The sequence below is a fragment of the Leisingera sp. ANG-S5 genome, assembly GCF_000813925.1.
In the GTDB taxonomy this organism is placed as follows: domain Bacteria; phylum Pseudomonadota; class Alphaproteobacteria; order Rhodobacterales; family Rhodobacteraceae; genus Leisingera.
In genome coordinates this window covers 398,966-411,537 of sequence record NZ_JWLH01000003.1, presented here as the reverse complement: position 1 = coordinate 411,537, position 12,572 = coordinate 398,966, and the positions used below count along the sequence as shown (strand labels likewise).

The 12,572-nt window shown below is 63.7% G+C and carries 11 protein-coding genes; 7 read left to right on the top strand and 4 right to left on the bottom strand.

The features are described 5' to 3' along the window. Nucleotides 1–61 precede the first annotated feature (61 nt). Nucleotides 62–2,152, top strand: a complete 2,091-nt coding sequence (locus RA25_RS06700; protein ID WP_019296149.1) for a dipeptide ABC transporter ATP-binding protein — start codon at nt 62–64, stop codon at nt 2,150–2,152. A gap of 153 nt (nt 2,153–2,305) precedes the next feature. Here the strand turns inward: RA25_RS06700 and RA25_RS06695 are convergent, their stop codons facing one another. Next, entirely contained in the window at nt 2,306–2,680 is a 375-nt protein-coding gene (locus RA25_RS06695; protein ID WP_019296148.1) for a hypothetical protein, read from the bottom strand. A gap of 118 nt (nt 2,681–2,798) precedes the next feature. Continuing rightward, nucleotides 2,799–3,383 carry a lytic transglycosylase domain-containing protein gene (locus tag RA25_RS06690; protein WP_019296147.1) on the bottom strand — a complete coding sequence of 195 codons (585 nt, stop codon included), beginning with the start codon at nt 3,381–3,383 and terminating at the stop codon, nt 2,799–2,801. Between the two features lie 230 nt (nt 3,384–3,613). On the opposite strand from RA25_RS06690, the gene ssb reads away from it, so the two are divergent. Together ssb and RA25_RS06680 are read left to right on the top strand one after the other, a co-directional pair. Further along, complete coding sequence (ssb, locus tag RA25_RS06685) at nt 3,614–4,132, top strand: single-stranded DNA-binding protein (protein WP_039170912.1); 519 nt, start codon at nt 3,614–3,616, stop codon at nt 4,130–4,132. 390 nt (nt 4,133–4,522) lie between these two features. Further along, nucleotides 4,523–6,727, top strand: coding sequence for a methyl-accepting chemotaxis protein (locus tag RA25_RS06680; RefSeq protein ID WP_052254185.1), 2,205 nt, complete (start codon nt 4,523–4,525; stop codon nt 6,725–6,727). A gap of 74 nt (nt 6,728–6,801) precedes the next feature. Here the strand turns inward: RA25_RS06680 and aroB are convergent, their stop codons facing one another. After that, entirely contained in the window at nt 6,802–7,908 is a 1,107-nt protein-coding gene (gene aroB / locus RA25_RS06675) for a 3-dehydroquinate synthase (RefSeq protein ID WP_039170910.1), read from the bottom strand. Next, nucleotides 7,908–8,498, bottom strand: a complete 591-nt coding sequence (locus RA25_RS06670) for a shikimate kinase (RefSeq protein ID WP_039145726.1) — start codon at nt 8,496–8,498, stop codon at nt 7,908–7,910. Before RA25_RS06670 ends, aroB begins: the two co-directional genes overlap by 1 nt. A gap of 81 nt (nt 8,499–8,579) precedes the next feature. Between RA25_RS06670 and RA25_RS22970 the strand changes: the two genes are divergently transcribed. From RA25_RS22970 to RA25_RS06655, 4 genes are all read left to right on the top strand, one after another. Beyond that, the gene (locus tag RA25_RS22970) at nt 8,580–8,729 is read left to right on the top strand and encodes a hypothetical protein (RefSeq protein ID WP_019297500.1); all 150 of its coding nucleotides are present in this window, start codon (nt 8,580–8,582) and stop codon (nt 8,727–8,729) included. Continuing rightward, on the top strand, nt 8,719–10,236 hold the full coding sequence (locus RA25_RS06665; protein WP_019297499.1) for a hypothetical protein: 1,518 nt from the start codon (nt 8,719–8,721) through the stop codon (nt 10,234–10,236). The genes RA25_RS22970 and RA25_RS06665 overlap by 11 nt, the downstream gene beginning before the upstream one ends. Nucleotide 10,237: 1 nt before the next feature. Then, nucleotides 10,238–11,179, top strand: a complete 942-nt coding sequence (locus tag RA25_RS06660; protein ID WP_019297498.1) for a site-specific tyrosine recombinase XerD — start codon at nt 10,238–10,240, stop codon at nt 11,177–11,179. Nucleotides 11,180–11,256: 77 nt separating this feature from the next. Next, entirely contained in the window at nt 11,257–12,567 is a 1,311-nt protein-coding gene (locus RA25_RS06655; RefSeq protein WP_039136025.1) for an HlyC/CorC family transporter, read from the top strand. The last annotated feature ends 5 nt before the right edge of the window (nt 12,568–12,572 follow it).

Below are 12,572 nucleotides of genomic sequence, written 5' to 3'. Positions count from 1 at the left end.
GATATTTGAGGCCAGATGAAAGGGATCCTGTCTCTTCCAGCCTCAACAGGGAGAAAAGAATATGAACAAACTGGCAGACTACGACGGCCCGATCCTCGAGATTAACAAGCTGTCGATCTCCTTCTTCACCCGCCTGCGCGAAATCCCCGCGGTGATGGATTTCTCGGTCACCGTGCAGCCCGGCGAGGCCGTGGGCCTGGTCGGCGAATCCGGCTGCGGCAAATCCACCGTGGCGCTTGGCGTCATGCAGGATCTGGGCAAGAACGGCCGCGTCGTCGGCGGCACCATCAAGTTCAAGGGCCGCGACCTGGCCGAGATGAGCGCCGAAGAACTGCGCGATATCCGCGGCAATGAGATCGCAATGATCTATCAGGAGCCGATGGCCTCGCTGAACCCCGCAATGAAAATCGGCAAGCAGCTGATGGAAGTGCCGATGATCCACGAGGGCGTCAGCGAAAAAGAAGCCTATGCCCGCGCGCTTGAAGTGGTCACCGACGTGCGCCTGCCCGACCCGGAGCGGATGCTCAACTCCTTCCCGCACCAGCTGTCGGGCGGCCAGCAGCAGCGCATCGTGATTGCGATGGCGCTGATGTCGAAACCCTCGCTGCTGATCCTCGATGAACCCACCACCGCGCTGGACGTGACGGTGGAGGCCGCGGTGGTCGAGCTGGTCAAGGACCTGGGCAAGAAATACGGCACCTCGATGCTGTTCATCTCGCACAACCTCGGCCTGGTACTGGAAACCTGCGACCGGCTCTGCGTGATGTATTCCGGCGAGGCGGTGGAGCGCGGCTCGATCCACGATGTGTTCGACGAAATGCAGCATCCCTATACCCAGGCGCTGTTCCGCTCGATCCCGCTGCCCGGCGCCGACAAGAACTCGCGCCCGCTGGTGGCAATCCCCGGTAACTTCCCCCTGCCCCACGAACGCCCGCCCGGCTGCAACTTCGGCCCGCGCTGCGACTATTTCGAGGAAGGCCGCTGCGATCAGGACATGGTGATCCCGATGTCACCGGTGCATGGCAATGACCGGCACGAAACCCGCTGCCTGAAGTTCCAGGAAATCGACTGGAACGCCCCGATCACGGTGGGTGAGCAGAAGGAAAAGACCGCTCCAGGCAAGGTCGTCCTGAAGATGGACAACCTCAAGAAATACTACGAGGTGGCTGCCAACGCCCTGTTCGGCGGCGGCGACACCAAGGTGGTGAAAGCCAACGAGACGCTGAGCTTCGAGGCCCGCGAGTCCGAAACCCTCGCCATCGTCGGCGAGTCCGGCTGCGGCAAGTCAACATTCGCCAAGGTGCTGATGGGACTTGAGACCGCCACGGAGGGCCAGATCCTGCTCGACAACCGCAACATCGAGCAGATTCCGATCGAGGAACGCGACACCAAAACTGTTTCCGACGTGCAGATGGTGTTCCAGAACCCCTTTGATACGCTGAACCCCTCGATGACAGTCGGCCGCCAGATCATGCGGGCGCTTGAAATCTTCGGCATTGGCAATTCCGAGGCCGAACGCCGCAAGCGGATGCTGGAGCTTCTGGACCTGGTGAAACTGCCCCGCGCCTTTGCCGACCGGATGCCGCGGCAGCTGTCGGGCGGCCAGAAGCAGCGTGTGGGCATCGCCCGCGCCTTTGCCGGCGGCGCCCGCATCGTTGTTGCGGACGAACCCGTCTCGGCGCTCGACGTTTCGGTGCAGGCCGCGGTCACCGACCTTCTGATGGAGATCCAGAGGAACGAGAAGACAACCCTCTTGTTCATCTCCCACGACCTGTCGATCGTGCGCTACCTTTCCGACCGGGTGATGGTGATGTACCTCGGCCATGTGGTGGAGCTGGGCGACACCGATCAGGTGTTTGCACCGCCCTACCACCCCTACACCGAGGCGCTGCTCAGTGCGGTGCCGATTGCCGACACCTCCGTGGAGAAAGAGCACATCGTTCTGGAAGGCGACATTCCGTCAGCCATGAGCCCGCCGCCGGGCTGCCCGTTCCAGACCCGCTGCCGCTGGAAATCCGAGGTGCCGGGCGGATTGTGCGAGAAGGAGGTTCCGCCGGTGCGCACACTGGACGGCGGCCACCAGATCAAATGCCACCTCAGCGACGACGTGCTGGAGCGCATGAAGCCGGTGATCAAGGTCGCAGCAGAGTAAGGCGCCAGATCAAAACGTGACAACAAAGCCGGGGTTTCAGCACCCCGGCTTTTTCATGCGCTGGCATCGCCGCAAAGCAAAACCCCATGCGGTGCCAGGCGGCAACACATGGGGTTCCACATCACTCCCCCACTCCCACGGGGGAAACCTGGTTCAGCTCAGCAGCAGAACCGCAATCATCAGCAGGTTGATCGAGGCGAACTGCATCAGCCGCGGCGCCTTGCTGCCCTTGGCGGCGGCCAGCAAAGCCGCAGCCACCGACGCCGCAAGCCCAACCTGCGCCAGCCCGCCGCCAATTGTTCCGGCCAGCCCGGTTTCCGGCCCCCAGGCCGAACCCGCGATACCCATGCCCTTCACGCCAACGCCGATCAGAATGCCCGTCACTGCGCCTGCCAGGCTCAGCACTGCACTGCGCGGCTGCAGCGGCAGGCGGCTTGCCAGAACGCTGTCGATCATCTGGCGGGTCGGCACCGCGCTCGGCTGCCAGTCAATGCGCTCAAGGCGTTCGTCGAAGCTGTTGATATACAAGGCATTCCCTCCAGAACCTGCGCACAGATTTACGAAAAATTAAGGCAAATGCTTGACGCTCAGGCGGAGTTAACGGGGCATTAAGGAAAGTTATCCACACGTTAACAGCTGCGCGGCATCAACTGCCCCAGATCTTCCGCACGTAGTTCTGGGTTTCCTTGTAAGGCGGCACCCCGCCATATTTTTGCACCGCTTCCGGACCGGCGTTATAGGCCGCCAGCGCCAGCCGCCAGGACCCGAACTTGCGGAACTGGCGCGCCAGATAGCGGGCGCCGCCCTCCAGGTTCTGCTTCGGCACCGCCGGGTTCACCCCCAGCGCCCGCGCCGTGGCCGGCATCAGCTGCGCCAGCCCCAGCGCCCCCTTGTGCGACTTGGCATTGGGGTTCCAGTTGCTCTCCTGCTGGACCAGACGCAGGAACAGATCCTCCGGCACCCCGTGCTGGCGCGCCGCATCACGCGCCAGTTCCAGGTACTGGCCCCGGTACTTGCCGCTGTAGGGCAGCGTGCCGCCGGCGGACGGGATACTGTAGGTCTTGGGCTGCAGCCGGGAGGAGTTCTTGTACTGGGACGCCGCCCGCCCATCCAGCACCCTGGTATGGGCCGCGAACAGATCACGGCGGTTCTTGGTGCTGAGGATATCGGAGGCCGCAGGCTGCCCTGCGCCAACCATGGCTATAACCAAACCCGCAATGGCTTTGCGCATTTATGCTGTCCCGCACTGTCCCTTTTGCGCAAATATAGCGGATGCGGAGCAAATTTAAAGCAACACAGGCGTGAACCGCCGCTCCGCCAGCGCAAAATCGGCCGAAACCATCCACAGATGCCTGCTTTTCACAGTTGGCACAGAACTATACTGTGCCTGAAACGCGGCGCGGCCGGATTCGCCCCAGCCCGCTGCAAGATAAGAAATTCAGGACGGAAGGACGGAACTTCATGGCCGGCTCACTCAACAAAGTCATGCTCATCGGCAACCTGGGCCGCGACCCCGAGGTGCGCAGCTTCCAGAACGGCGGCAAGGTGTGCAACCTGCGCATTGCCACCTCGGAAACCTGGAAGGACCGCAACACCGGCGAGCGCCGCGAGAAGACTGAATGGCACTCCGTCGCCGTCTTCAGCGAGGGTCTGGTGCGCGTCTGCGAGCAATACCTGCGCAAGGGCTCCAAGGTCTATATCGAAGGCCAGCTGCAGACCCGCAAGTGGCAGGACCAGAGCGGCCAGGACCGGTACTCAACTGAAGTCGTGCTGCAGGGCTTCGGCTCCACCCTGACCATGCTGGACGGCCGCGGTGAAGGCGGCGGTGGCGGCGGCCAGAGCGGTGGCGGCTATGGCGGCGGCAATCAGGGCGGCGGCTACGGCGGCGGTTATGACAGCGGCTCGCAAGGCGGCGGCGGTGGCGGCAGCTATGGCGGCGGCGCGTCCCACAACATCGACGACGACGAAATCCCGTTCTAAGCCGGCCAGGGCGAATCATAATTTACGACAGCTTTGCGCTGCAGCCCTCCGCCCCGACCGGGGTGGAGGGCTTTTCTGTTAACGCAGCATTTTCGCGGGCTTTACGAAGGTTCCGCCACCGGAGCGAAACGGCGCTACGTCAGCGCCGATTCTGTTCTTCCTGACTGCTCAGCAGCATCTGCCGCTTACGCTGGGACAGGATTTTCAGATTATATTTCAAGGGGCTACCCATCGTATGCGTAAGGGTGCCCCGTTTGGCGATGCTGCGTGCCTGCTGCAAATCCTAAACGGCCCCTTAACACAGCGCACCGCACGGCTAGGCAAAAATTAAGACATATCACGGATGCTGAATGGATCGGTCGTAAAAAAGGTACATCAAGGATTCGGAATATGGGTATGCGTTTTTTGCAGCATCTCTCGATCAGCACCAAGATCGGAATGCTCCTGGCGGCTCCGCTGCTTCTCAGCCTTTGGTTCATCGGGCAAACCCTGCTCGACCTGCAACGCAAGGCCCAGGTGGACACTACCGAAGCAGGCGAGGTGCTGGAACATATGAGCAGCCTGGTTCACAATCTGCAGCTGGAACGCGGGCTGAGCGCAAGCTACCTTGAAAGTGCCGCCAGCTCCCCGCCGGAGAAGCTGGTCAAGGTGCGCCAGGCGAATGATGCCAAGATGGCCGCCTATCTGGAGGAGATCAGCCGGGTCGACATGGAGCTTCTGCCACGGGAATCCATTGAGGCGATCGCGTTTGCGAAATCCGAGCTGGCCCGCAAGAAGGACATCCGCCAGAAGATCGACACCCATTCGCTGAAGCTGAAGGCACTGATTTCCTATTACACGGACCTGAACGCAGCGCTGATCCAGACCGGCCTGGCGATGGCCAAGGGCATTGATAATCCCAAGATCTCGCAGGAAGCCGTGGCACTGTCCTTCTTCATGCAGGCAATTGATGCGGCGGGACTGGAACGTGCAGCGGGCGCCGTGGGGTTCAAACACGGCTGGAAACCTCAGGACCGCGAAGAATTCTTTGCCGACCACGAATTGTTCAAGGAACGCCTGCGCGCTTTCAAGAACTTTGCAACCGCAGAGGACAGGGACGCGGTCAAGACTCTGTTCAGCGATCCTGCCATGAAGAAATTCGACGAAATGCGCGAAGCCATCCTGCATGGCAACGGCGGCGAAGGCGTCACGGCTGAGGACTGGTTTGCCGCAGCCACCAAGGCGATTGAGGTACTGCAGAAAAAGGAAATGCTGCTGATCGAGCACCTGGAACGCGACATGGCGGCCTTTGATGCGCACAACAAGCTGATGCTGATCGAGATGGCCATTTTTGCGGCCGTCATGCTGGCGGGCGTTCTGCTGCTCAGCCTGGTCATCGCCCGCAACATGACCAAGGGGCTGGCCGTCCTGAACGTGGCGCTGCAAAAGCTAGGCTCCGGCGAGACGGAGGTCGAGGTCCCCGGTGCAGACCGGCGCGACGAAATCGGCGAGGTCGCCCGCAACGTTGTGGACCTGCGCACCGTCACCCAGCGCAAGCAGGAAGAACGCGTGCAGGAAGAGAAGGAGCGCCGCGAGGAGATTCTGACCGTCACCCGCAGCATCGGCGAAGCTCTTGCCGACCTGCAGCACAAGCGGCTGGACAACCCGATCGAGGCGCATTTCCCGGTCGAATTCAAATCTATCCGGATGGATTTCAACGACTCGCTGAATGCGCTGAGCGCTGCGGTCTCCACGATTGCGGAACTCACCAGCAGCGTCGACGAAAGCACCAAGTCGATTGCCGAAGCCTCGATGGACCTGGCCCACCGCACCGAGGCGGAATCGGCCACGCTGGAAAAAACCACCCACGCCATGGGCGAGCTGACCGGCAACGTGCAGCGCTCCGCCGAAAACGCCGGCCGCGCCGAAGAACTTGCAGACAGCGCCCAGAACGGCGTCAAATCCTGCGACGCGGTGGTGAAGGACACCATTACCGCCATGGACAAGCTTCAGGAATCCTCGCAGGAGATTTCCCAGATCACCAAGGTGATCCAGGACATCGCCTTCCAGACCAACCTGCTGGCGCTGAATGCCGGGGTCGAGGCCGCCCGCGCAGGCGAAGCAGGCCGCGGTTTTGCGGTTGTCGCCTCCGAGGTGCGGATGCTGGCACAGCGCTGTGCCGACGCGGTGCAGCAGATCGATGAGCTGACTGCGCGCAGCTCCGAACAGGTCAAGAACGGTGCGGAACTGGTGGATCAGGCCGGCCAGGCGATGGCCACCGTGAACCAGCAGGTTGGCGAGATTTCCTCCCTGGTGGTGGAGATTGCCGGCAACATGAAGGAGCAGTCGGCGCAGATGAACGACGTCAACACCGCCGTGGGCGAACTGGAGATGATGGCGCAGCAAAACGCTGCCATGGCCGAACAGACCACTGCAGCGACGACCTCCTTGTCCGAACAGGCACAGGAACTGCGGGAGCAGGTGACTCAATTCACTGTCGGAAACGCCACAGCCGCCCTGCCCGCGCCCGCTGCGCATCCGCCGCTCGCCATCGACTTCGATGCGGAGGATGACGGCTGGGACCAGGACATCATCGAAAGCAGCACTGCCGCCTGAGCAGGCATTTGCAGCCATCAAAAAAGGGCAGCCTCAGCGGCTGCCCTTTGATTTTCTGCACTCTGTGCCCCGGTTCAGGCGCCGGCGCTGCGCAGCACCTCCAGCACCGCGTCCGGCGGCACCTCGCCGGTCACAAACGCCTCGCCAATGCCGCGCGCCAGGATGAACCGCAGCTGGCCGGCCACCACTTTCTTGTCCTGCCCCATCAAATCCAGCAGAGCCTCTGCCCCGGGCAAGTCGCCCGGAATGTCGGCTAGGTCGGTCTTCATCCCCATCGCCTTCAGATGTGCCCGCACCCGGCTGGGATCCTCCTGCGAACACAGGCCCAGCTTCGACGACAGCTCAAACGCCAGCGCGCAGCCAATCGCAACGCCCTCGCCATGCAGCAGCCGGTCCGAGTAGCCCGTCGCTGCTTCCAGCGCGTGGCAAAAGGTATGACCCAGATTGAGCAGCGCCCGGTCGCCCTGCTCGGTCTCGTCCCGCACCACGATGTCCGCCTTCATCTGAACCGAACGCGCCACCGCCTCAACCCGTGCAGCCACATCGCCTTCGGCGAGCGCCGGGCCGTTCTGTTCCAGCCAGACAAAGAACTCCGCGTCGCCCAGCAACCCGTATTTCACCACTTCGCCATAGCCGGACAGGAAATCGCGCGCGGTCAGGGTTTCCAGCACCGAGGTATCCGCCAGCACCAGCGACGGCTGGTGGAAGGCACCGATCAGGTTCTTGCCCTGCGGCGCGTTGATGCCGGTCTTGCCGCCCACCGAACTGTCGACCTGCGCCAGCAGCGACGTCGGGATCTGCACGAACCGCACCCCCCGGCGCAGTACTGCCGCGGCAAAACCCGCCAGGTCGCCGATCACTCCGCCGCCGAAGGCCACAACCACGTCGCCGCGCTCCACCTTCTGTTCCAGCAGCCACTCGACCGCGCGGGTGAACTGCGGCCAGCCCTTGGTCGCCTCTCCCGGCGGCAGCGCCAGCGCGGTCATCTCAACACCCGCAGCGGCCAGCCCGGCACGCAAGGCTTCCAGGTGTTTCTCCGCCACGGTTTCATCCGTCAGCACCGCCACCTGCGGCCGCTTCAGCAGCGGCTTGATCCGCTCCCCCGCCTGCGCCAGCAGGCCGGGACCGATCACCACATCATAGGCGCGTTCGCCCAGCGGCACATGAACCGTGCGCTCCATCAGTTCCACTCCAATACATCAGGGCGTGCCTTCAAGGCGTCCAGCACGCGGTCCACCATGGTCTCGATCGAGGCCTGCCCGTCCGAGACCACCGACACATCGGCCTTGGAATACAGCGGCACCCGCTGGTGATACAGGTTGCTGAGTGTCGCACGCGGGTCGGCAGTGCGCAGCAGCGGCCGGGTATCGCGGTGGCGCACCCGGTTCCACAGCACCTCAAGGTCGGCATTCAGCCAGACAGAGACACCTTTTGAAGTGATCACCTGCCGGTTTTCCTCTGCCAGAAAGGCGCCGCCGCCGGTGGACAGCACGCCACGCTCCTCCTCCAGCAGCCGCGCGATCACCTGGCGCTCCTTCTGGCGGAAAAACGGCTCGCCGTCGCGGGCGAAAATCTCTGGGATGGTCATGTTGGCGGCAGCTTCGATCTCGTGATCGCTGTCCAGGAAAGGGGCGTTCAGCCGCGCCGCCAGCGCCCGGCCCACGGCGGTCTTGCCCGCCCCCATCATGCCCACCATAACGATGGTCTTCTTCAGTTTCCCCGGCACCGGCGCTGCTGCCTTCTGGCCGCTGATTTGCTCTTTTTCGCTCATTCTTCAGTGAATGACGTGATCTTGCCGAAAAGGGAATATATAACTTGGGCAAAAGAGCAGGAAACAGGCATTGGATGCACTATGGGGCGATTGATTAAGTATTTGGTCTACTTGCTGGTTCTGGCTGCAATCGGGCTGGTGGGCTATGCCTATGTCGGTCCTTGGTTCGGCGCCGATTTCAGCGCGCCCGCCACCGAGGTGCGCAAGCCGGTGGTGCTGAATGCGGATTAAGGCGGCTGCCGCCGGGGTGATGCTGGCAGGCAGCGCGCTTGCCAATGAGCCGCTGGCGGCAATTGACTGGCTGAACCAGCCGCAGCCCAGGGACGCCCTGCCCGGCACCGTGCTGCTGGAGCCGCCTGTTGCGGGCACTGCTGCATTGCCGCGGGTGTCCGTCACCCCGCTGGAAGCTTTGCTGCCGCCGATCGGGCTGGTGCCGGCCGCGGCCACCGGCCTGCCGGCAGACCTGTGGCGCGGCAGCGCGGCCGATGACATCACTCATCTGATCGAAACCGTGCCGGTGCGCGGCAGCCCGGCAATGCAAGCGCTACTGTTCACCCTGCTGCTGTCCGAGACCCGCCCGCCCGCGGCCACGGGCGACCAGATCCTGCTGGCCCGGCTCGACCGGCTGCTGGCGCTGGGGGCGACGGACCCGTCGCAGGCGCTGGTGGAACACGCAGGCCCCACGGACAGCAAGGACCGTTTCGCCCGCTGGTTCGATGCAACCCTTCTGACCGGCAGCGAGGATGCGTCCTGCGCGGCCCTCACCGCCTCACCGCATCTGTCGGACAGCTATGCCGCCCGGATCTTCTGCGCGGCACGCCGCAGCGACTGGCCCACGGCGGCGCTGATGCTGGAAACCGCCCACGCGCTGGACCTGCTGCCCAAGGAGCAGATGGACCTGCTGGACCGGTACCTGAACCCGGATCTGTTTGAACTGGCACCGCCGCTGCGCCGCCCTGCTGATCCGGACCCGCTGACCTTCCGGCTGTTTGAAACCATTGGCGAGACCATGCCCACGGCACCGCTGCCGCCCGCCTTCGCCGCCGCCGATCTGCGCGACATTGCAGGCTGGAAGGCCCAGCTGGAAGCCGCAGAGCGGCTGGCCCGCGCCGGTGCGCTCAACCCGAACCAGTACCTCGGCCTGTTCAGCGCCCGAAAACCCGCCGCCTCCGGCGGCATCTGGGACCGGGTCTCAGCGGTGCAGCAGCTGGAGAACGACCTGAACGCCGGGAATACGGAAGCTATCGCAAAATCCCTGCCCCGTGCCTGGGACGCGATGCAGGAGGCCGGAACCGAAACCGTCTTTGCCGACATCTTTGCCGAGCAACTGGCACGGGCGAAACTCACAGGCCCGGCTGAGGAGCTGGCCTGGCGCATCCGCCTGCTCTCGCCCGCATATGAGCTTGCCGCCCACGACGCGAAAGCCTCCGGTGCGGCAGACCATTTCCTGGCCGCCCTGGCTCAGGGCCGTCCCGGAGATGCCGCCGCGCCGTCGCCGCTGGCAGAAGCAATCGCGCTGGGGTTTGCCGCGGGCTCATCCGCGCCGCCATCTATCCGCCAACTGCTGGACAACGGCCAGCTGGGCGAGGCGATCCTGCGCAGCATGGTGCTGTTTGCCCAGGGCGCCGACGGCAACCTTGGCGATCTGACCACTGCACTGGCCGCCTTCCGCGCCGTCGGGCTGGAGGACACCGCCCGCCGCGCCGCCCTGCAACTGATGCTGCTGGAGCGCGGCTGACATGGCCGCACCGCACGACAATTTCCAGTGGATCTCCACCTTCCTCGACGCCCAGGCGGCAGAAACCGGCGCCTCGCAGAACACGCTTTTGGCCTATGGCCGGGACCTCAAGGACCTGACCGCCTGGTTGGAGCACCGCAAGCTCAGTTTCCTAAGCGCCTGCCAGGATGACATTGAGGCCTATCTGATCAACTGCGACGCGCAAGGTTTGGCCCGCTCCACCCGCGCCCGGCGGCTGTCGGCGGTCAAACAGATCTACCGTTTCGCGTTTGAAGAAGGCTGGCGCGAGGACAACCCCGCCATCCAAATACGCGGCCCGGGGCGGGAAAAGCGCCTGCCCAAAACGCTGGAAGTGATCGAGGTCGACCGCCTGCTGGACGCCGCCCGCCAAACCGGCCGGACTGAGGCCGACCGGCTGCGCAACACCTGCCTGATGGAACTGCTTTACGCCACCGGTATGCGGGTCACGGAACTGGTCTCGCTGCCGGTGTCCGCCGCCCGCGGCGACCCGCGGATGCTGCTGATCCTGGGCAAGGGCGGCAAGGAACGCATGGTGCCGCTGTCCCCGCCTGCGCGCGAAGCCTTGGCGCAATGGCTGCTGGTGCGCGACGAGACCGATGCTGAGCGTGAAACCAAGGGCCATCCGCCCTCGCGGTTCCTGTTCCCCTCCCGCGGCAAATCCGGCCATCTGACCCGTCACCGTTTCTACCTGCTGATCAAGGAACTTGCGGTGACCGGCGGCATCTCCCCGGACAAGGTGACACCGCACACTCTGCGCCACGCCTTTGCCACCCACCTCTTGGCAAACGGCGCCGACCTGCGCGCGATCCAGGCGCTCTTGGGCCACGCCGACATCGCCACAACCGAGATTTACACCCATGTGCTGGACGCCCGGCTGCAGGAACTGGTGCTGGAACACCACCCGCTGGCCAAGCGCAGCTGACCGCAACGCTTGAAGCGGCGGGGCTAAGACCCCATAAATACGGCAAACCTTCAACAGACTGGACATCTGAACCCCTCATGGACACTGCCTCCACCGTTCTCGACAGCGCCTTCTGGACCACTGCCGGGGCCATCGTGCTGCTCCTTGTCTTTTCAGGCTTCTTTTCAGGCTCGGAAACGGCGCTGACCGCCGCGTCGCGCGGCAAGCTGCGCGCCCAGGCCGACAAGGGCTCCCGCGGGGCTCAGCGCGCGCTGGTCATCACCGAAGACAATGAGCGCCTGATCGGTTCGGTCCTGCTGGGCAACAACGTTGTCAACATTCTCGCAGCCTCTCTCGCCACCGCGCTTTTTACCCGGATCTTTGGAGAAGGCGGCGTCGCGATGGCAACGCTGGTAATGACCCTGCTGGTACTGGTCTTTGCTGAGGTCCTGCCCAAGACCTACGCCATTTCCAACGCCGAGAAGGCCGCCTCTGCGGTGTCGGCGCCGATCAGCCTCCTGGTCATGATCCTTTCGCCGGTCGTGGGCGCGGTGCGGCTGTTCGTGCGCGGCGTGCTGAGCGTCTTCGGCGTGCAGATCGACCCGGACAGCCACATCATGGCTGTGCGCGAGGAAATCGCGGGCGCCCTGCAGCTGGGACATTCCGAAGGCGTGGTCGAAAAGGAAGACCGCGACCGTATCCTGGGCGCGCTCGATCTTTCCGACCGGTTTGTCGAGGAGATCATGCTGCACCGCTCCAATATCGAGATGATCGACGCGGATGCTGAGCCCGAAACCATCCTGGAACAATGCCTGCACAGCCAGCACACCCGTCTGCCGGTGTTCCGCGGCGAGCAGGAGAACATTATCGGTGTGGTTCACGCAAAGGACCTGTTCCGCGCGATGTATGAGCAGGCCGGCGGCGCAGGCGGAGATTCCGACCAGCTGAAATCCTTCGACGTCGCCCAGGTCGCCAAGGCCCCGTATTTCATTCCCGAAACCACCACCCTCGACGAGCAGATGCGCCAGTTCCTGCGCATGCGCTCCCACTTCGCGCTGGTGGTGGATGAATACGGTGCCCTGCAGGGGCTGATCACGCTGGAGGACATCCTTGAAGAGATTGTCGGCGAGATCACAGACGAATTCGACCCGGCCGAGGAAAGCGTCGCCAGGAAGACCGCCGACGGCTCCTATCTGGTCGAAGGCGCCACCACCATCCGCGACCTGAACCGGGCCATTGAATGGAACTTGCCGGATGACGAGGCCAATACCGTCGCAGGCCTGGTGATCCACGAGGCGCAGATGATCCCGGTCAAGGGCCAGGTGTTCTCCTTCCACGGCTTCCGGTTCGAAGTCACCGCGCGCGAAGGCAACCGCGTGACCGAGCTGAAGATCCGGCCGCTCTCTTGACGGGA

Coding starts and splice junctions, on each gene's coding strand:
- RA25_RS06700 (WP_019296149.1), top strand. CDS start 62: ATGAACAAACTGGCAGACTACGACGGCCCGATCCTCGAGATTAACAAG.
- RA25_RS06690 (WP_019296147.1), bottom strand. CDS start 3,383: ATGCGCAAAGCCATTGCGGGTTTGGTTATAGCCATGGTTGGCGCAGGG.
- RA25_RS06680 (WP_052254185.1), top strand. CDS start 4,523: ATGGGTATGCGTTTTTTGCAGCATCTCTCGATCAGCACCAAGATCGGA.
- RA25_RS06655 (WP_039136025.1), top strand. CDS start 11,257: ATGGACACTGCCTCCACCGTTCTCGACAGCGCCTTCTGGACCACTGCC.
- aroB (WP_039170910.1), bottom strand. CDS start 7,908: ATGGAGCGCACGGTTCATGTGCCGCTGGGCGAACGCGCCTATGATGTG.
- RA25_RS06660 (WP_019297498.1), top strand. CDS start 10,238: ATGGCCGCACCGCACGACAATTTCCAGTGGATCTCCACCTTCCTCGAC.
- RA25_RS06670 (WP_039145726.1), bottom strand. CDS start 8,498: ATGAGCGAAAAAGAGCAAATCAGCGGCCAGAAGGCAGCAGCGCCGGTG.
- RA25_RS06665 (WP_019297499.1), top strand. CDS start 8,719: ATGCGGATTAAGGCGGCTGCCGCCGGGGTGATGCTGGCAGGCAGCGCG.
- RA25_RS22970 (WP_019297500.1), top strand. CDS start 8,580: ATGGGGCGATTGATTAAGTATTTGGTCTACTTGCTGGTTCTGGCTGCA.
- ssb (WP_039170912.1), top strand. CDS start 3,614: ATGGCCGGCTCACTCAACAAAGTCATGCTCATCGGCAACCTGGGCCGC.